Here is a 19,774-nt window from a genome sequence, read left to right as displayed (position 1 = left end):
GCTCCCGTCACCGCACGGCCTGCGGCGTGTCGTCGGCGACCGGGGTCAGCTTCTTCAGCGTCCCCTGGAGGTAGGCCTTGCGGGTCGCGTCCCGGCGGACCTTGCCGCTGGTGGTCATGGGGATCGCGCCGACCGGCCCGAAGTGCACGGCGGCGGGCTTGACCCCGTGCTCGCCCGTCACCGCGGCGATCACCGCGTCCAGCACGGCCGCCCCCTCCGCGGCCAGCCGGCGGGCGGTCCCGCGGTACTCGGCGGCCACCACGAGCTGTTCGCCCTGCTCGCCGGGGACGGCGAAGGCGGCGCAGCCGCGGATCTGCTCGTGGGCCTGGCGGACGGTGAGCTCGATGTCCTGCGGGTAGAGGTTGCGGCCGGCGATGACGACGAGGTCCTTGAGCCGGCCGGTGATGAACAGCTCCCCGTCGAGCAGGAATCCGAGGTCGCCGGTGCGCAGGTGGGTGCGCTCGTCGTCACCGGCGGTGCGCGCGGTGAAGGTGGCGGCGGTGAGGTCCGGCCGGCCGAGGTAGCCCTGGGCGACGTTGGGCCCGCTGACCCAGATCTCGCCGACCCGGCCGGCCGGGACCGGACGCAGGGTCTCCGGATCCACCACGGTGACGTCGTGGCCGTCGGCGACGGTGCCGCAGCTGACGATGTGCGCGACCTGTCCCGGCTCCCCGGCCCCTTCGCCGGAGCGGCGCACGAGACCGTTCTCCAGGGCTTCCCGGTCGAGGCGTTCGGTCCGCAGCGGGGTGCCGGCGGGCTTTCCCGATACGTAGAGCGTCGCCTCGGCCAGGCCGTAGCAGGGAATGAGGGACGTCTCGTCGTAGCCGCGGGGTGCGAATCGCTCGCGGAACTTCTCCAGGGTCACCCGGGAGACGGGCTCGGAGCCGCAGAAGACCTGGCGCAGCGTGCTCAGGTCGAGGGTTTCCAGCTCGTCGTCGGTGATGCCCGAGGTGCACATGTCGAAAGCGAAGTTGGGCCCGACGGAAATGGTGACCTTGTGGTCGGTGATCGCCTTGAGCCAGCGGTAGGGCTGCTGCACGAAGTGTGCGGGGGACATCAGCACCAGCGGCCATCCGCCGTGTACCGCGAGCATGATGGTGCCCATGAGGCCCATGTCGTGGTACGGCGGAAGCCAGGTGCAGCCGACGCGGTCGGCCTCGTAGCCCATGTTGTGTTCCAGGGAACGGCAGTTGCTCACGAGATTTTCGTGGGTGAGCACGATTCCCTTGGGATCTCCGGTGGAACCCGAGGTGTACTGGAGGAGTGCCGGATCGGAAACGGCGTCCGGTACCGCGTCGGCGGGCTCGGGTCCGAGGAAGTACGCGTCGTCGACGAAGAGCCATTCCGGGGCGCGGACCGTGGCGGGGAGTTCCGCCGCGAATTGCGTGACGCGGCCCTCCAGCCGGCGGTCGGCAATGATCACGTCCGGTGTGCTGTCCACGACGATGGAGGCGAAGCGGGCCACCGCGCGTTTCCCGGTGGGCGGGAAGGACGGCACGGCGGTGGCGCCGGCGCGGAATATCCCGAACAGGGCGGCGATGTAGTGCAGCCCGGGATCCAGGGCCAGCACCACGCGGCGCCCGGTGAGTTCACGGCCGAGCAGGTCCGCGGCAATACGGCCGGCGTGTGCGTACACGTCGTGGTAGGTCCAGTCGACGGCCTCGTCGCTGGTACCGTCGGCAAGAAAGCGGAATGCCAAGCGCCGTGGTCCGGCAGCCCGTTCCTGGAGAATGCCGGGCAACCCCGGCAATGCGGGATGGGCCCGCCCCGCTCTGTGGTCCACAACGCCCCCGTGAGTTCAGTTCTGTAGCGCGGGCCGCCGGCGCCGGTGTTCGTCACCGGGGCGCGGCCCGCGTCGTGGTGTGCTCCGTACCCTGCGGCTGTCGCCCTTGTCAGCCGGTACGGACGATGCGGAGCTGCTGTGCGGAGCCCAGGTGGGCACCGTCCCTGCCCCAGGCGTCGATCTCCTCGTCGACCCAGCCCTCGGCGGTGGCCGAGCGGGTCCGTGCACGCAGCAGGATCCACGGCGAGGACGCCTGCGCGAGATTGCTTCCGGGCCGCACCGTGAGTTCCACGGTCGGCACCAACGCTAGCGTCGACAGTACCGCCGCGTAGGACGGAGCGAGTGAATCCATCAGGAACACGAATCGCACGGGATCCGGAGGGCGTTCGTCCTCCAGGATCCTGATCCACGCGATCAGTTCGGGCTCGGCGCCGCCCGCGTACGGCCGGCTGGCGCCGACCGGGCGGATCTCCAGGTAGGTGGAGATGGCGACGAACTCGGGCGGAATGACGAAGACCTCGCACTCCTCCGGGGCCGGAGCCTCCGGAGCGGCCGGGGCGAACGTCTGCCATTCGGCCGGCTGCGGATTTCCGAAGACGGCCGATCCCGCTACGTGAATACCCTTCTCGGTGACGGCGTCGGCACCGAGGGTAGTGAGGGTGCGCCCGGCGCGGATCAGCGAGGTCTCCAGGCGGAAATCATCGCCGATCGGCCGCAGAAAACGCGCCGTTGCGCTCTGCAGCCGGAGGCCGGGTGACACCTTCTGTGCGGCGTCCTGCATGGCGGAAGCCATGAGCGCGAGCGTCAGGCCGCCGTGAAAGCCGCCGAAGCCGTGCAGATGACTTCCGGCGGCGATCCCGGGGCCGGTCGGCCCGTCCAGGAGCGCCACCGGGGAAAGCGGTGAAGCGGTGCTGGTCATGGCCCCTCCGACCCGATGGCGCACAGGGCGGCATCGATGCGGATGAGGGGCGGATTAGTGTGGTGGTGCTCGGTTCCTGGCAACACGCCATTCAACGTTCCGAGTTGGATCACATGGGTGACCGTAGAAGGGCCGTGCGTCACCAAGCAAGCGAAAAAATTTGTGACCCGCATCACCCTGCATTCGAATCATGGGCACGGCGTGACGTTCAACACTGACACTCGGCGCCGTAGTGGGTTGCGGGGTCCGGCCCACCCGGAGATAGTCTCGCCGCCGACACGTTCAGAAGCGGCTTGGGGGGGCCTGTATGCGCGGATTGACGCTGCGAACCGCCGGGAACGGCGCGGGAATTCTGGGGATCGGCGCGTACCGCCCGCACCGTGTGGTGGGCAATGGGGAAGTCGCCGCCCGCACCGGCCGTACGGCCGAGTGGATTGAGCGCCGGACGGGCATCGTCGAGCGCCGATATGCCGCCACGGACGAATCCCTGATCGATATGGCGGTGGAGGCCGCGCGGAAGGCCGCGGCCGACGCGGGCATCGCCCCGGGAAAGATCGGCGCGGTCGTCCTGGCCTCCATGTCGTATCTGCGGCAGAGCCCGGGCGGTGCCGCGGAGATCGCCGGCCGGCTCGGAATCCATGCCGCCGCTTTTGATCTCAACGCCGCCTGCGCGGGGTTCTGTTACGGACTGGCCGTCGCCGCGGGCATGGTGCGCGACGGCTCCGCGCGCTACGTGCTGGTGGTCGGCTCCGAGCGGATGACGGACATCGTCGCGCCGGACGACCCGTCGGCGGCGATCCTCTTCGCGGACGGGGCGGGTGCCGTGGTCGTCGGTCCGCGGGACGGCGAGGGCATCGGCCCCGTCGTCTGGGGCTCCGACGGCAGCCGCGCCGGGCTCATCGCGCACGACGCCCCGTGGAGCGCGTTCCGGGAGGACCCGGCACTGCCGTGGCCGGTCATGCGGATGGCGGGGCCCGAGGTGTTCCGCTGGGCCATCGAGGAGATGCCGGCCGTCGCCCGCGAGGCCCTGGACGCCGCCGGGGTCACGGCCGGCGACCTCGACGCCTTCGTCCCGCACCAGGCGAACCTGCGCATGATCGAGACGATCACCCAGCGGCTGGGCCTGCCGGAGCACGTGGCCGTGGCCCGCGACGTGACGCACAGCGGCAACACCTCCGCCGCCTCGGTGCCGCTCGCCGTGGCCCGCCTCAAGGAGCTGGGTGCCGTCGGCAGCGGCGGGCTCGCCCTCCTCCTCGGCTTCGGCGCGGGGCTCACCTGGGGCGCCCAGGTCGTCCGGCTGCCCTGACCGGCCGCACGGCCGGCCACCCCGCCCCTTCTTCCCCTCCGGTCCCCCTTCTTACGGGAACACCCTTGCGGATGCCTGGCCGAACGATGCATTCCGGCCAGCCGATCCGGTAATCGGCCTAGTGTCGAGAGCAGGCGCATCCCCGTACGAAGGCAGGAACCACCATGACCCCCAGCCCGCCGTTCGCACACTTCGGCCCCGACGTGCTGCACGACGCCCTGGGCGCGCTCCCGGCGCGCGCCGTCGAGGAGTTCACGGGTTCGTGGGACGACCTGCCGGCGGATGCCCACCTCGGCACCGACACGCCGTACCGCTTCCGCCGCTACGGCCTCTTCCGGATCCACCCGGACCGGCTGGAGCGGCTGCCGCACACGGCGTTCTTCCAGGACAAGTCGATCAACAAGGTGCACGGCGGGGTGGAGCGGCTGTTCGCACCGCTCGCCGGCGCGGTCGCCGGCGGCGAGGTGCTGCGCACGCTCGTGCACACCCTGCGCCGCCATCTCCCGGGCCCCCGGGCCGGCATGGACACCTGTGGCGTGCACCAGATACGCGTCACGGCCACGCCCCGCGCCGAGGGACACCCGGCGCCGGAGGGCATCCACCGCGACGGGCACTGCTACGTGGCCCAGGTGCTGATCCGGCGGGAGGACGTGCGGGGCGCGGAGTCGTGCCTGTACGACCTGCGCCGCCGCCCGGTGCACCGGGCCCTGCTCACGGCCCCGCTGGAGACGATCGTCCTCGACGACCGCCGCCTGCTGCACGGCGTCTCACCGGTGCGGCCGGCGCCGGGGGCCGCGTCCGGCGTGCGGGACATGATGCTGGTCGACTTCTTCACGGCGGGGAACAGGCCCTTGCCCGGCTGAGGCCGGGACACGCCCCGGTGCCGGAGGAGGCGGGAGCCCTACGCGGGCGGGTCCTGGGCGGGCGGGCGCTGCGCGAGCCGCGGCAGGTGGAGGCCGAAGTGCAGGGCCCCCATCCGCACCGCGAACACGAGGGACGCCGCGACGGCGGCGGCAGCGGTCGGGCCGGTGCCGAGGCGGTCCAGGAGCAGGTAGGTCACCGCGCCGAGCAGCGCCGCGGTGGCGTAGACCTCCTCCCGCAGCAGCAGCGGCGGGAACTCCCCGCACAGCACGTCGCGGATCACCTCTCCGGTCACGCCCGTGAGCACGGCGAGGATGACGGCGGCGAAGGGGGTGACACCGGCGTCGATCGCGGCCCGCGCGCCGATCACCGTGACGACGGCGAGGCCGACGGCGTCGACGGTCATCAGCGAGCGGTGCGGCAGTTCGCGGTAGCGGAGGAAGACCATGGTCGCCACGGCCGTGGCCGCGATGACCGTGAGCAGGAGCCGGTCGTGGGTCCAGTACAAGGGGTGGCGATCGAGGATCAGGTCGCGCAGGGTGCCGCCGGAGATGGCGGCGGCGAAGGCGAGGACCAGTCCGCCGAAGGGGTCGAGCCGGGCGCGGTGCGCGGCCAGCACGCCGCTGGCCGCGAACGCGGCGATCCCGGTCAGGTAGAGCACGTGGAGCATCGCTCCAGCCAACCACCCGCGGCTCCCCCGCCGCCTCGGCCGATCGGCCGGAGCCGCATCGGCCGAAGGGACGAGCCCCCGGCCGCTGCGGGCGGCGGTCACTCGGCGGTGCGGGCGACCACGTCCTCGATCCGGGGCGAGCGGTTGACGTGCAGGACGCCGAGCTCGCTGTAGCGGCCGGTGTCGTTGCTCCAGTCCAGGTTGCCGCGCATGCAGGCGCGGTTGGTGTCGAGGAAGAGCCGGGTGTTCTCGCGCTGTTCGGGAGTGAGGCCGAAGACGCCGCAGAGCCGGTCGGCCTCGGCCTCCAGTTGCAGGAAGCGGGCGGTGCGGCGGTGGATCATGCGCTGGACGTGGGCGATGGCCTCCGCGCGCGAGCACCCGTGCTCCAGGCCGAGCAGCAGCACGGCGTTGTTGAGCTCTCCGTTGGCCAGGTCCTTCTCCAGGGAGTGCAGGTCGTTGGTGAGGGTGACGACCTCGGCCGTGATGGCCCGGGCCTCGAGGACGGCCATGCTCTGGTGGATCTCGGGGGGCGCCTCGAAGTGTCCGCAGCGCTCGGAGACGTCCACGACGACCTCGCTGCCGATGCCCAGGCGGCGCAGCTTCATGTACGAGTCCATGCTGAGGACCGTGCCGCTGCGGCGGTTGACGGCCTCCGACACGTAGGTGAGGAAGTACTCCTCCCAGTGCCGTACGGACCGGGCGCGCCAGGCGGCGGACATGCCCAGCTGGGACTGCTCCCACAGCTCGGCCCAGACGCGGGCGAGCGGGAAGGAGGGGGTGACGTCCGTGGTGCCCGGCTCCTGGCGGGCGAGGGCCGCCATCTCGTGGCAGATCTCGTAGGTGGCGGCGGGGTCCTCACCGAGCCCGCTGTCGAAGAGGTCGTCGAAAAAGAAGAAGAAGCTCTGCACGGCGAGCCCGAACGTCAGCTCGTTGACGCTCACGCCGGGCAGGAAGCCGGCGGCGAGCCGCTCGATCCGCCAGGTCCGGTACCGCTCGACATTGTGCGGGCTGCTGAGCAGACCGGCGGATACCAGCCAGTGTTCGTTGCGCGCCCGCGCCACCTCCACGTAGGGGTTCAGCCGCTTGGGGAAAGGAATGTCCAGGGCGATGTCCTGTGGCATCGAGGCCAGCCTCCTTCAGGGCCGTGCTGAGCCGATCTCGATCCTTCCGCGGTGCCTGCCCGGGCCGGTGCGCAGCACGTGCTTCACCTGTGCGTTCGCGGCCGGGCATGGCAGAGTGCTGCCCTTTCGGCACAGCAATTAAAACGACAACCATATCTTCCATGGGTGCATTGGGGCCGCCCGGCGCACTCGCAGCCCACTGCATAGGACACGGGCCTTAGTCCGCAAGCCGAGCGCCCCGTGAAGCCCTCAGCAGGGCTTCACGGGGCGCGGTTACGGAAGGCGGTCCGTCACTTCAGGGCGCTGCGCTTCTGCCACTGGTCCCAGTTCTCCTGCCAGACCTCCAGGCCGTTGCCGGGGTCGGTGACCTTGGTGCTGGTGGTGTTCTTGACCTCGACGGTGGAGCCGATGGGCAGGAAGTCATAGGCCCGCTTGGCGTCCGCGGTGGTCATGCCGAAGCAGCCGTGGCTGTTGTTCTCCACGCCGATGGAGTTGTTCCACGGAGCGGAGTGCAGGAAGGTGCCGGAGGCGGTGAGGTGCGTGACCCACTTCGCGTCCAGCATCCACTCGTTGCCGTGGCCGATGGTGGCGGAGTCCATGACCTCGTCGGCGTTCTTGCTGCGGACGGTGTGGACGCCGCCGCGGGTGGGGTCCACCGCGGAGCCGGCGGAGCCCTTGATGGTGCCGACGGCCTTGCCGTCCTCGTACATGGTGAGGGTGTGCGCGGGCACGTCGATGACGGCCTTGTGGTCGGCGCCTATGGTGAAGCCGAAGTCGTAGTTGCGCGCGAACACGCCGCCCTCACCGGTGTCGACGCCGGCGAGCATGCCCTTGACGGAGACCTTGGTGCCGCTGGGCCAGTAGGTCTTGGGCCGCCAGTCGATGCGGTCCTGGCCGGACCAGTCCTTCACCCAGCCCCAGGCGCCCTCCACCTTCGGCTCGGAGGTGACGGTCAGGGACTTCTCGATCTCGGCGCGCTTGCTCTTGTCCACGGGGTGGTCGAAGAGGATCGAGACGGGCATGCCCGTGCCCACGGTCTGCCCGTTGGAGGGGGTGTTGGCGAGCTTGTTGACACTGGCCGCCGCCTGCGTGGTGAAGGTCGCGGTCGCGGAGGCCTCCTTGCCCTTGCCGTCCTTGCCGCCCTTCGCCTTGGAGCGCACGGTGTAGGTCGTCTGCGGGCCGGCCTTGCCGTCGGAGGTCCAGGTGGCGCCGTCCTCGGCGAGCTTGCCGGGCACCTTGTCGCCCTTGGTGTCCTTGACCTCGACCTCCGTCAGCCGTCCACCCTCGGCGCGCACGGATATAGGGGAGCCGAACTTCACGTCCTTGCCGTCGCCGGGCGTGACGGTGATCTTCGGCTCGGCCCCCGCGTCGATACTGGCCCCGCCCGAACCCCCCGAACAGGCGCTGAGCACCAGCGAGCCCACAAGAGCGGCGGATGCCCACAGGGCGGAGCGACGACTCGGTCCGAGGTGCACGGTGAGACGACCTTTCTGGCTTTCTGCACGTTATTCCTTCGCCCGTACAGATGATCCACACGCGTGCGCGGTTGCAGGAAGAAAAGAAACATTTGTGCATCGGAAGCCGGAAGGCCGGACTCCGCCCTGGGGGCAGGATCAGACTGACGGGTCGTCGCCGACGCTGACCGCCTTGTTCTCGCCGTCGACGAAGACCACGCGCGGCTTGAGGGCGCGGGCCTCGGCGTCCTCGACCGACGCGTAGGCGATGATGATCACGATGTCGCCGGGGGCGACGAGCCGGGCGGCGGCGCCGTTGATGCAGACCACGCCGGAGCCGCGCTCGCCCTCGATGACGTAGGTCTCCAGGCGGGAGCCGTTGTTGACGTCGACGATGTGGACCTGCTCGCCGGGCAGCAGGTCGGCCTGCTCCATCAGCACGGGGTCGAGGGTCAGCGAGCCGATGTAGTTGAGGTCGGCCCCGGTGACGGTCGCGCGGTGGATCTTGGACTTGAGCATGGTGCGGTACATAGGTGACTCCTGATGTGTCGGCTCCCTGCCCGCTCGTGCAGGTCAAGGGCTGTCTCCGCACCTTACAACGGGCCCCTCGGCGGGCGGGCCGCCCGGGTTGCCGGAGCGGGCGCACGGGGCGCGGCGGACGGGCGGGGCTGCTCCGCTGCCCCGGTTTGGTGCGCCGCTCCACCTCTCAAATGAGTGAAGAGGAAGGGTAGTTCACTATTCCCACCCGCCCGGGAAATGCCTGACCCATGGAGCCCTTCGCCCCGCCATCCGCCCCGTACGAACACGAACCCGTCGCCGTCGTGGGCACGGCCTGCCGGCTCCCCGGCGGCATCACCGGCCTCGGCGGCCTGTGGACGGCCCTCGCCGAGGAGAGAGACCTGATCAGCGCGGGCCCGCCGGCCGGCCGGATGGACGCGGCCCGCTTCCTGGACCCCGACGTGGAGCGCCCCGGCAAGGCGTACACGATGGCCGGCGGCTATCTCGGGGACGTCTCCGGCTTCGACCCCGAGTACTTCGGCATCTCGCCGCGCGAGGCCACGCACATGGACCCGCAGCAGCGGATGCTGCTGGAGATGGCGGCCGAGGCGCTGGACGACGCGGCCGTCGACACGGCGGGCCTCGCCGGGTCGGACACGGCCGTCTTCGTCGGCATCAGCGACATGTCCTACGGCGGCCTGCAGATGGCCCGCACGGAGGAGATCACGCCGTACGCGATGAGCGGCTCCGCGCTGTCGATCGCGGCCAACCGGCTCAGTTACGCGTTCGACCTGCGCGGCCCCAGCATCGCCGTGGACACCGCCTGCTCCTCGTCGCTCACCGCCGTGCACCAGGCGTGCGAGACGCTGCGCTCGGGCCGCAGCCGGGTCGCCCTCGCGGGCGGCGCGAACCTGCTCCTCAGCCCGTACCACTTCATCGGCTTCTCGCGCGCCCTGATGCTCTCGCCGCGCGGGCGCTGCGCGACGTTCTCCGCCGGGGCCGACGGCTACGTACGGGCCGAGGGCGGCGGGATGGTGGTGCTGAAACGGCTCTCCGACGCGCTGGCGGACGGGGACCGCGTGCAGGCGGTCATCGCGGCGAGCGGCGCCAACTGCGACGGCAACACCTCGGGGATGACCGTGCCGAGCACGGAGATGCAGCAGCGGCTGCTGCACGAGGTGTACGAGCGGGCCGGGACCGCCCCCGACCAGGTGCTGTACTTCGAGGCGCACGGCACGGGCACGCCCGTGGGCGACCCGCTGGAGTGCCGGGCGGTCGGCGCGGCGCTGGGCCTGCGGCGGGCGAACGGGCCGCTGCCCATCGGGTCGGTGAAGACCAACCTGGGGCACGCGGAGCCCGCTTCGGGCATGGCGGGCCTGTTCAAGGGGATGCTGGTGCTGCGGCACGGCCGGATCCCGGCCTCGCTGCACGGCGAGCCCGCCAACCCGGAGATCGACTTCGCCGGCCTGAACCTCAGCCCGGTCGGCAGCATGCGCCCCGTGGCGGACTGCGGCGACGGCGGCGTGGTGGGGGTGAACAGCTTCGGCTTCGGCGGCGCGAACGCGCACGTGGTGCTGGGCGCGGCGCCGCCGCGGCAGCGCACGGAGCCGGCCGGGCGGCAAGGGCCCCTGCCGCTCGTGGTGTCCGCGCGCACGCGCAAGGCGCTGGCGGAGACGGCCCGCGCGGTCGCGGAGCGGCTGAACGACGTCGGCGACCACGAGTTCTACGACGTGTGCTGGACGGCCTCCCGCAGGCGGACCCGGCACCCGCACCGCGCGGCCGTCCTGGCCGCCGGGCCGCAGGACGCGGCGGCGCAGCTCGCGGCCCTCGCGGCGGACGAGAGCGCGCTGGCGGCCGCCTCCGCGCACGTCGAACGGCCCGCGCGGGGCGGCATGGTGTTCGCCTTCTGCGGCAACGGCACGCAGTGGGAGGGCATGGGGGCGGCCCTGATGGCGCAGGAGCCGGCGTTCCGCACGGCCGTCGAGGAGGCGGACCGGCACCTGGAGCCGCTGCTGGGCTGGTCGGTGGCGAAGCTGCTGGCGGCAGGGGCGGATGCGGGCCTGGAGGACGCGCCGGCCGCGGACGGCGAGCGGGGGACGGCCGGCGCCGAGCGGATGGCGGACACGGCGTTCGCGCAGCCCGCGCTGTTCGCCTTCCAACTCGGGCTCGTCGCCCTGCTGGAGGAGCACGGGACCTTCCCGGCCGCCGTGCTGGGACACAGTGTCGGCGAGGTCGCGGCGGCATACGTCTGCGGGGCGCTGGACCTCCCGGCCGCGGCGCGCGTGGTCGCCGAGCGCAGCCGGGCGCAGGCCGCGACGGCCGGTACGGGGCGGATGGCCGCGGCCGGGCTGAGCGAGCAGGAGGCGGCGGAGGCGCTCGCCGGGTACGGCGGGCGGCTGGAGATTGCCGCCGTCAACAGCGCCCGGGACGTGACGGTGTCCGGGGAGCCGGCCGCGCTGCGGGAGCTGGGCCGGGAACTGGCCGCCCGGGAGGTGCCGTTCCGCGAGCTCGCCGTGGACCACGGCTTCCACAGCGCCGCGATGGACCCGGTCGAGGAGCCGCTGCGGGCGGGCCTGGCCGGCCTCGTCTCCCGCGCGCCGCGGCTGCCGATGTACTCCACGGTGACGGGCGAGCTCGTCACCGCCGGGCAGCTGGACGCCGCCTACTGGTGGCACAACGCCCGCCGTCCGGTGCGGTTCGCGGACGCGGTGGGGCGGGCGGCCGGGGCGGGGCTCACGGCGGTGGTGGAGATCGCCCCGCAGCCGAGCCTGGCCGGGGCGCTGAACCGTATCGCCTCCGACACCGCGGGCGGCGCGTTCCCCGTCGTCTCCCCCGTGACCCGGGAGCTGTGCGACGGCGCGGCCGTACGCCGGGCCGCCCTGCGGCTGCTGGCCGCGGAAAGCGTGAACGGCGCGTACGGCACGAGCCGCATGAACGGTACGACCGGCATGAACGGCATGAACGACCTGAACGGCACGGGCCACGCCGACCGCTGGTTCCCGCGGCCGGGCGAGGTCACGGACCTGCCGTCCTACCCGTGGCAGCGCGAGCCGTACTGGCACGGCACTCCGGAGCACTGGTTGCGGACCAGCGGCGACGGCGTGCTGGTGCACCCCCTGCTCGGCGAGCGCGCCCCCGTCCTGGAGCCGACGTGGCACACGCCCGTCGAGCGCACCCGTACGCCGTGGCTGGCCGACCACCGTGTGGCCGGGTCCGTGGTGATGCCGGCCACGGGGTTCGTCGAACTGGCCCTGGCCGCCGGGCGGGAGGCGTTCGGCGGCCCGGCCGAGCTCGGCGACCTGGAGATCACCCGCGCCCTGCCGCTGACCTGGGACGCGGCGATGGACGTCCGTCTGCAGACGTCGCTGTCGGACGAGGACGGCATCGTGCGCGTCGCCAGCCGCACCGGCGACTCGGGCGGCTGGCGGCTGCACGCCCGCGGCCGGGTCCGGCGCCTGGCGGCCGCGCGGCCCGCGCCGGTCGGCCTGGCGGAGGTGCGCGAGCGGATGTCCGGCCGCGTCACCGGCGAGGAGCACTACGCCGCGGTCGCGGCGGCGGGCCTGGCCTACGGCCCGGTGTTCCAGGTGCTGCGCGAGCTCCGCACCGGCCCCGGCGAGGTGCTCGCCGCGTACCACTGCGACCCGCCGGACGACGGCTACGGCGGGTACGTGGTCCATCCCGCGCTGCTCGACGGGGCCCTTCAGGCCGGGGCGCCGCTGCTGGCGGACGCGGAGACCGGCTTCCTGCCGTCGGCGGTCGACGGGGTCCGCATGTGGGCGCCGGCGCCCGCGGACGGGCTGGTGCACGTGCGGCAGCGCTCGCGCAGCTCGCGCGAGGCCGTGTGGGACATCACGGTCGCGGGCGAGGACGGCGCGGTGGCGCTGGAGCTGACCGGCTGCCGCCTGCAGCGGGTGACCCTGCCGGCCGGGGACCGCGGCGAGGAGTACGTCTCGGTGCTGCGCGCCGCGCCGCTGCCCGGGCAGCCGGTGCCGGCGTGGGTGCCGCCGTCACCGGGCGAGGTGGCCGCGGCGGCGGAGGAGGCGCTGGAGCGGCTCCGGACGTCGCCGCCGAACGAGCAGTACAGGAAGGCCCATGCCTATCTGCAGCGGATCACCGGGACCGGTGCGGCCCGGGCCTTCGCGGAACTGCTCCCGGGACAGGACGTCTTCACGTCCGGCGATCTCCTGGCCGCCGGGGTGCTGCCGCGGCACGAGAAGCTCGTGGGGCTGCTGGCACGCACGGCGGAGAAGGAGGGACTGCTGGCCCGGGAAGGCGAGGGCTGGCGGTTGCTGGGCACCGGGCAGGTGCCCGGCTTGCGCGAACTGTCCGGACTCAGCGACTACCTCCCCGGGTGCGTCCTCAACCTGCGCTTCGCCACCCGCCTGCCGGATCTCCTGACCGGGCGGCTGGACCCGCTGGAGCTGCTGTTCCAGGACAGCGGCCCGGAGCTGGTCCAGCATTACTACGACATCAACCCTCCGTGCGCGCTCCACAACCGCATGGCCGCCGAGCTGCTGGGCGCGCTGATCCGCGCCTGGCCCGCCGACCGGCCGCTGCGCGTCCTGGAGGTGGGCGCGGGCACCGGCGGGCTGGCCGCGCACGTCGTCCCGCTGCTCGACGACCGCGCCGGGTACGTGTTCAGCGACGTCTCCGCCGCCTTCTTCCCTCCGGCCCAGGCGCGGTTCGGCGACCACCCCTGCGTGACCTACCGCGTCCTCGACCTGGACACCGACCCGGAGGAACAGGGCTTCGCGGCGGGCTCCTTCGACGTCGTCGTCGCCGGGTTCTCCCTGCACACGGCCGCCGACCTGCGGGCAGCGCTGCGGCGGCTCGCGCGGCTGACCGCCCCGGGCGGCCACCTGCTGGCGCTGGAGCTGCACGACCCGGAGGTCGTGGCACTGCTGTTCGCCCCCCTGGAGGAATTCTGGGAGACGCGCGATCCGGAGCTGCGAGCCGAGCACATCGTGCTGCCCCGCGAGCAGTGGCCGGGCCTGCTGGCCGACAGCGGCTTCCAGGACGTGGTGCAGACGGGAGCCGCGAGCGCACCCGCGAACGAGCACTTCTCCGTCCTCCTCGCCCGCACCCCGGCGGGGAACGGCGTGCCGCCCGCCGTCACCACCGGGCCGCCCGCCCGGGAGTCCTGGCTCCTCGTCACCGAGGACGACGCGGAACGGGCCCTGGGCGAGCAGGTGGCCGCGGAGCTGGCCGCCGCGGGCTGTGCGGCGGCGCCGGTCGTGCCGCTGCCGGAGAGCGCCGGGGCGTGGCAGGACGTCCTCGGGCAGGCGCCGTCCGCAACAGTGGTCCTCCTGCTGAGCTCCGCCCCGGACCGGGCCGCCGAGGGCGACCCCGCCGCCGGCACGGAGACGGCCGTGCGCCGGGCCGCCGCGCTGCGGGACCTGGCCCTGGCCGAGCGGGCGCTGGAGGGCTCGGCGAACCACCCCTTCGTCCTGGTCACCCACCCCAGCGGCGCCCTGCCCGCGCCGGAGAGGCCCGCCTTCCCCGGCCAGGCCGCCGCCTGGGGCACGGCCCGTACGCTGGCCAACGAATCCGCGACGACGCCGGCGCGGCGCATCTCCCTCGATCGCGGGACCGACCCGGCCGAAGACGCGGCACGGCTGGCCCGCGAGCTCCTCGCCGCCGCGCCCGAGGGCGAGCAGGAGGAGGACGAGGTCGCCCTGACCAGGGGCGGCCGGTTCATCCACCGCTTCGAGCGCGCCGCACCGGTCACGGAGCCGGCCCGGCCGGGCGGCGGGATCCGCTACCGGCTGCAGGTGCAGGACCAGGGGCTGGCCTTCGGGCTGCGGTGGGCCGAGACGTCCGTCGCGGATCCCGGGCCGGGCGACGTGGTGGTCGCGGTGCGCGCCGCCGCGCTCAACTACCGCGACGTGATGGTCGCGACGGGGCTGCTGCCGCCCGTGGCCGAGGAAGGCGTCTCCTCGGAGGACTACCTGGGTCTGGAGGGAGCCGGGGTCGTCGCCGCGGTGGGCGAAGGCGTCGCGGAACCGGCCGTGGGCGACCGCGTGTTCGGCCTGTTCCCGGGGGCCTTCGCCTCCCACGTGCGGGTCCCGGCCGCCGCACTGCGCCCGGTCCCCGACGGCATGACCTTCGCGGAGGCGGCGACCCTCCCGGCGGTGTTCTTCACCGTCCACCACGGTCTCGGGCACCTCGCGCGCCTCCGGCCGGGCGAGACGCTCCTCGTCCACGGCGCTACCGGAGGCGTCGGCCTGGCCGCGGCCCAGTACGCCGACCTCGTCGGGGCGCGGCTCATCTCGACGGCAGGCAGCCCGGCCAAGCGGGACCTGGCGCTCGTCCTCGGGGCCGAGCTGGTGCTGGACTCGCGCACCCACGCCTTCGCCGACGCGATCCGCGAGCACACCGGCGGCCGGGGCGTCGACGTCGTGCTCAACTCGCTCAGCGGCGAGGCGGCGGCCCGCACCCGCGAACTCCTCGCCCCCTGCGGCCGGTTCGTCGAGCTCGGCAAGCGCGACATCCTCGGCAACCAGCGCATGCTGCAGAAGGCGCTGGCGGGCAATGCCGCGCACTTCACCGTGGACGCCGCCAACCTGATCTGGGCGGCGCCCGAGCGCGCCGAGGCGGTGTTCGACGAGGTCCTCGCCCGCATCCGCTCCGGCGACTACCTGCCCCTGCCCCACATGGCCTATCCCGCCCACCGCGTCGAGGAGGCGTTCCGCCTCCTCCAGCACTCCAAGCACATGGGCAAGATCGTCATCACGTTCGACGAGCCGGTTCCCGTCCACCGCGCGCCCCGTTCCCTGCGGCCCCCCGCCGACGGGACCTGGCTCGTCACCGGGGGCCTGGGCGGCTTCGGTGCGGAGACCGCGCGTTGGCTGGCCGCGCGCGGGGCCCGCCGGCTGGACCTCGTCAGCCGCCGGGGCGAGGGGGCGCCCGAGGCCGGAGAGCTGCTGGCGGGGCTCCGTGCACAGGGCGCCGACGTACGGGCGCACGCCGCCGACATCAGCGACGCGGCGGCGGTGCGTGGGCTGGTGGCGGACCTCGAAGCGGACGGCCGTCCCGTCCGGGGCGTCGTGCACGCCGCCATGCACCTCGACGACGACGCGCTCACGGAGCTCACCGACGAACGGCTCCGCTCCGTCCTCGCCCCGAAGTGGACGGGAGCGCTCCTTCTGGATGAGCTGTGCCCCCGGGCGGACTTCGTCGTCTACTCCTCGATGGCCGCGGCGGTCGGGGTACCGCACCAGGCCGCCTACGTGGCGGCCAACCTCGCCATGGAGGCGCTCGTACGGGCGCGGCGGGCGGCGGGCCGGCCCGGACTGGCCGTGGGCTGGGGCACCGTAGGCCGCGTCGGCTACGTCGCCCGCAACGAGCTGGTCCCCGTACTGAGCGCCGGCGGTGCCGCTCCCCTCGATCCGGGCGACGCCCTGACGGCTCTGGAGGGTCTGCTCGGCCGGGGGGCGGAGTGTTCCGCGTTCGCCCGCCTGGACTGGGGCCGGCTCTCCGTGCTCGCCCCGACCACGGTCGGTCCCCGTTTCGCCGCCCTTCTGCCCACCACGGTCGAGGGGACCACCTGGCACCTGGAAGACCTCCTCGAACAGCTCGCCGCCGCGAGCCCCGACGAGGCCTTCGTCATCGTCGAAGACCTCATCACGTCCATGGTCGCCGACACCCTGCACATGCCGCCGGAGGAGGTCGACCGGCACCGCCCGCTGCAGCAGTTCGGCATGGACTCGCTCATGGGCATGGAGATGCTCGCCAAGTTCCGCAAGCAGCTCAACCAGGAGGTGCCGGTCATGGAGCTGCTGCACTCCGACGGCTCCATCCACGGCATCACCGAGACCGTGCTGCCCCACCTTCTCAGGCAGGCCCGCACCGGCACCCTGCCCGAGGGGATGCCCGCCCTGCCCGGCAGGCTCCCGGGCAGGCTCCTCGCCAGGCCCGGCGCCCGGAAGGCAGGTGGGGCGTGACCGTCGTCCTCACCGGCGCCACGGGCTTCCTCGGCTCCCGGCTGCTGCGCGCCCTGCTGGCCGGCGGCCGGACCGTGGCCGCCCTCGGCCGCGACGCCGCCGGACAGCCCCTGGCCGCCCGGCTTGAGACAGCGCTCCGCGCCTGCGGCGCCGGAGACGGCGAACTCGGCGACGCGCGCGAGCGGCTGACGGCCGTGCCCGCCGACCTCACCAGACCCGGACTGGGCCTGAAGCCCGTGGACCACGACCGGCTCGCCGAGGAGACCGAAGCGGTCTGGCACTGCGCGGCCGCCCTCTCGCTGATCGACACCGAGGACACCCTCACCCCCGTCAACGTCGGCGGCACCCACCGGCTCACCGAACTCGCCGACCGCTCCCCCGCCCACGTACCCCTGCTGTACGTCAGCACCGCCTACGTGGCGGCCGGCCCGGACACCGGGTCCGCGAACGGACAGCCCGTGCCCGCACCCTCCGCCCTCGAAGCGGTCACCGGCTACGAGAGGACCAAGCGGCGGGCCGAGGCCGTCGTACGGGAGTGGGCCGCGAGCCGGCAGCGGCCCGCGCTGATCCTGCGGCCCAGCCTCCTGGCCACCGACCGGCCGCTGCCCCCGGACGCCGCCCAGCAGCCCCTCTCGACGCTCGGCACCGGCCTGGCCGAGCTCATCGGCCAGGCCCCGCCGCTGCTGCGGCGCGGCATCCTGCACCGGCGTCTCGGGCTGCCCCGCGTCCGCCTGCGCCTTCTGGGCGACCCTGCGGCCCACATGAACGTCGTCCCGGTCGAGTACGCCGTCGACGCCGCACTGCGCCTCGCCGCACTGCCGCACCAACCGGGCGTCTCCACGTACCACCTGGTCCATCCCGTGGAGACTCCCGCGCCACTGCTGGTCGCCGCGGTGAACGAACTCGTCCCCGGCGTCGAACTGGTGCTGCAAGCCGCGGTCGACCGCCCCAACCTCATCGAGCAGCAGATCAACCCGATGCTGGCGAACTTCCTCCAGCGGGACTGGCGCAGCCGCGCCGACGGTCACACGCCGCTGCACGAGGTCCTGCCCGGCCTGGCCGGGCCCGCCCCCGTCGATCTCGCCTACCTGAGGACGGCCATGAACTTCCCTATTCATCGAGCAAGTTGAGAGAGGTACCGCCGTGAAGCCACCCGAGGGCAGGACATCGTGGAAGAAGGCCGCCGCCGTCGCCGTCCCGGCGCTCGCGGCGGTCGCCGCGATGGCGGTCGGGATGGCGGAGGGCGTGCTGGCGTCGTCGTTCGCCGTGTCGGGGTCGGCGTTCCAGGTGTCGTCGGGCGCGCTGTCGAGCAAGGGCCTCGCCTCGTACGTCCACGTCGACCGGTCCGCCGACGGCACGGGCCACCCGGTCGCCCTGCTCGGGCTCGGCGACGCGACGCTCTCGGACATCTGCCAGTCCGCGCAGGTCGCCACGCCGCTGGGCACGGTCGTGTTCAAGCTGACGGCGGGCGGCGGGGCCGGGGAGGTGCGGGCGAGCAACCTCGTCCTCGACAGTGAGGACCTGGTCGGGGACGCGACCTTCGGCCGGGTCCAGATCGGCCGGGACGCCTCCACGCTGGACGCCGTGCCCGGTGTCCAGGGCGAGGCCGGGCAGTTCGGGCTGCAAGCCGCGGAGGTCTCGGTGTCCCGGGTGCGGTCGCACGCCCGGTCGGCCACCGGCGGCGACTTCAAGCTCAAGGGACTGGCACTGAACGTGAAGCTGAACGGCAAGGCGTGTTTCTGACCCGGCGGCCGCCCCGGCGGCGGACCCGGTTCGCGGCCTGGCGGCGGAGGCGGCCGTTCTGGGCCGGCGCCCTGCTCGTCCTCGCCGGCGCCGAGATCGCCGCCGTGCCGCTGGCACCCGTGTCGGTCCTGGTCGGCCTGGGGCTCGGGGGCGTCGCCGCCCTCGGCATCGGGGCCGCGCTGATCGCGGCGGGCCTGTTCCTGTGGTTCCTGCCGCACACCCGGCACTACGTCGGGATGCACGCGGTGATCCTGTCGGTGCTGTCCTTCGCGGTGACGAACCTGGGCGGATTCCTCGCCGGCATGCTGCTGGGAATCGCCGGCGGCGCGATGGGGTTCGCGTGGAGCCCTGAGCGACCTCCGGCGGCAGCCTCTGAGCAGCCCGCTCAGGAGCCCCCGCACCTACCGGACCCGGGCGTGGCCGCGCACCCGCCGCACAAGACGCTGGCGGTCGCGCTGCCCTTCGTGCTCCTCGCCGCGACCGCCGTCCCCGCGCCCGGCTCTCCCCCGCCGGCCCCCGGTCCGGGCTCCGTGACCGTGCCGCGCACGCCGCCGACCGTGACCACGACCCGGTTCACCCCGGACGGCTTCACGCTCGCCCGCGTCACCGAGGTGCCGACCGCGGACGGCCCGCGCAGGGCGATGGTGCTGAGCATGCGGGCGGCGTCCCTGCACGACTACCGGCTGCGGACGCGGGACGGCGGCGGCGCCGAACTGGCCCTGGACGCCGACGAGCTGCGGCTCGGCGGGCGGGTGACGCTGTACCTCACCCGCCTCACCGGCTGCGTCCAGGGCATCCTCTGCCTCACCTTCACCCCGGACCGGCTGCCCGTGCCGCCGGTGGCGCCGCCGTTCGTCTTCATGACGGACGTCACGGCGGAGCAGGCCCTGGTGGCGAGCGGCACCATCGGCGCCGACGGCCTGGCCCTCAGGCCCGGCCGTTCCCCTGCTCCCCCACCGCCGCGAGCGCCTCGGTGAGCCACTCCGTCCAGAACGTCTCCAGCCCGATGCCGCCGCGCAGCACCGCGTGGCGCAGCCGGTCCTCCTCGCTGTCGCGCTCCGGCGGGAAGTCGCGCTCCTCGATCGCCCGGTACTCCGCCAGCTGGCGCCGGTGCAGGTCCAGGTGGCGCCGGAGCTCCTCCGCCAGGCCGTCCGTGCCCACGACGGCCGCGGCGCGCATGCGCAGCAGCAGGGGGTCGCGGACGGGCCGGGGGTCGCCGGCCTCGGCCACCCACGCGCTGAGCGCGGCCCGGCCGCCGGGCAGGACCTCGTACTCCTTCTTCTGCCCGCGCGCGGGGGCGGTGGGCAGGGCGCGGATCAGTCCCGCCTTTTCGAGCCTGCCCAGCTCCCGGTAGATCTGCTGGTGCGTGGCGGACCAGAAGTAGCCGATCGACTTGTCGAAGCGGCGGGCCAGCTCCAGTCCGGAGGAGGGCTTTTCGAGGAGGGCGGTGAGGATCGCGTGCGGGAGGGACATGCC

The 19,774-nt window shown here is 73.5% G+C and carries 13 protein-coding genes; 6 read left to right on the top strand and 7 right to left on the bottom strand.

From position 1 onward, the window contains the following. Window positions 1-7: 7 nt before the first annotated feature. Together PS271_RS25715 and PS271_RS25710 are read right to left on the bottom strand one after the other, a co-directional pair. The gene (locus tag PS271_RS25715; protein ID WP_398385004.1) at window positions 8-1,699 is read right to left on the bottom strand and encodes a fatty acyl-AMP ligase; all 1,692 of its coding nucleotides are present in this window, start codon (window positions 1,697-1,699) and stop codon (window positions 8-10) included. 193 nt (window positions 1,700-1,892) lie between these two features. Continuing rightward, window positions 1,893-2,672 (bottom strand): thioesterase family protein, encoded by a 780-nt coding sequence (locus PS271_RS25710; protein WP_398385003.1) that lies wholly within the window; start codon window positions 2,670-2,672, stop codon window positions 1,893-1,895. Between the two features lie 346 nt (window positions 2,673-3,018). Between PS271_RS25710 and PS271_RS25705 the strand changes: the two genes are divergently transcribed. Further along, a complete protein-coding gene (locus PS271_RS25705) occupies window positions 3,019-4,008 on the top strand; it encodes a beta-ketoacyl-ACP synthase 3 (RefSeq protein WP_398385002.1) in 990 nt (329 codons plus the stop codon). A gap of 164 nt (window positions 4,009-4,172) precedes the next feature. Then, window positions 4,173-4,871, top strand: coding sequence for a 2OG-Fe dioxygenase family protein (locus PS271_RS25700; protein WP_398385001.1), 699 nt, complete (start codon window positions 4,173-4,175; stop codon window positions 4,869-4,871). A gap of 38 nt (window positions 4,872-4,909) precedes the next feature. On the opposite strand, the gene PS271_RS25695 is transcribed toward PS271_RS25700, so the two are convergent. From PS271_RS25695 to panD, 4 genes are all read right to left on the bottom strand, one after another. Beyond that, window positions 4,910-5,551 carry a trimeric intracellular cation channel family protein gene (locus PS271_RS25695; protein ID WP_398384999.1) on the bottom strand — a complete coding sequence of 214 codons (642 nt, stop codon included), beginning with the start codon at window positions 5,549-5,551 and terminating at the stop codon, window positions 4,910-4,912. An 86-nt stretch (window positions 5,552-5,637) separates the two neighbouring features. Next, window positions 5,638-6,660: a terpene synthase family protein gene (locus PS271_RS25690; protein WP_398384997.1), complete on the bottom strand. Its 1,023-nt coding sequence runs from the start codon at window positions 6,658-6,660 to the stop codon at window positions 5,638-5,640. 290 nt (window positions 6,661-6,950) lie between these two features. After that, the gene (locus PS271_RS25685) at window positions 6,951-8,135 is read right to left on the bottom strand and encodes a L,D-transpeptidase (RefSeq protein ID WP_398384996.1); all 1,185 of its coding nucleotides are present in this window, start codon (window positions 8,133-8,135) and stop codon (window positions 6,951-6,953) included. Window positions 8,136-8,273: 138 nt separating this feature from the next. After that, window positions 8,274-8,645 carry an aspartate 1-decarboxylase gene (gene panD, locus PS271_RS25680; RefSeq protein ID WP_398384994.1) on the bottom strand — a complete coding sequence of 124 codons (372 nt, stop codon included), beginning with the start codon at window positions 8,643-8,645 and terminating at the stop codon, window positions 8,274-8,276. A 236-nt stretch (window positions 8,646-8,881) separates the two neighbouring features. On the opposite strand from panD, the gene PS271_RS25675 reads away from it, so the two are divergent. From PS271_RS25675 to PS271_RS25660, 4 genes are read left to right on the top strand one after another with little or no spacing between them, the layout of a single operon-like run. Beyond that, the gene (locus PS271_RS25675; protein WP_398384993.1) at window positions 8,882-16,555 is read left to right on the top strand and encodes an SDR family NAD(P)-dependent oxidoreductase; all 7,674 of its coding nucleotides are present in this window, start codon (window positions 8,882-8,884) and stop codon (window positions 16,553-16,555) included. After that, a complete protein-coding gene (locus PS271_RS25670) occupies window positions 16,552-17,685 on the top strand; it encodes an SDR family oxidoreductase (protein WP_398384991.1) in 1,134 nt (377 codons plus the stop codon). Before PS271_RS25675 ends, PS271_RS25670 begins: the two co-directional genes overlap by 4 nt. Before the next feature lie 13 nt (window positions 17,686-17,698). Next, a complete protein-coding gene (locus PS271_RS25665; RefSeq protein WP_398384989.1) occupies window positions 17,699-18,298 on the top strand; it encodes a DUF6230 family protein in 600 nt (199 codons plus the stop codon). Next, window positions 18,289-19,275 (top strand): DUF6114 domain-containing protein, encoded by a 987-nt coding sequence (locus PS271_RS25660; protein WP_495656761.1) that lies wholly within the window; start codon window positions 18,289-18,291, stop codon window positions 19,273-19,275. The genes PS271_RS25665 and PS271_RS25660 overlap by 10 nt, the downstream gene beginning before the upstream one ends. On the opposite strand, the gene PS271_RS25655 is transcribed toward PS271_RS25660, so the two are convergent. Next, window positions 19,226-19,771 carry a PadR family transcriptional regulator gene (locus tag PS271_RS25655; RefSeq protein ID WP_398384987.1) on the bottom strand — a complete coding sequence of 182 codons (546 nt, stop codon included), beginning with the start codon at window positions 19,769-19,771 and terminating at the stop codon, window positions 19,226-19,228. The genes PS271_RS25660 and PS271_RS25655 overlap by 50 nt on opposite strands. Window positions 19,772-19,774: the final 3 nt, after the last annotated feature.

Source organism: Streptomyces sp. SCA2-17 (assembly GCF_044336695.1).
This window is presented reverse-complemented; position numbering and strand designations above follow the sequence as displayed.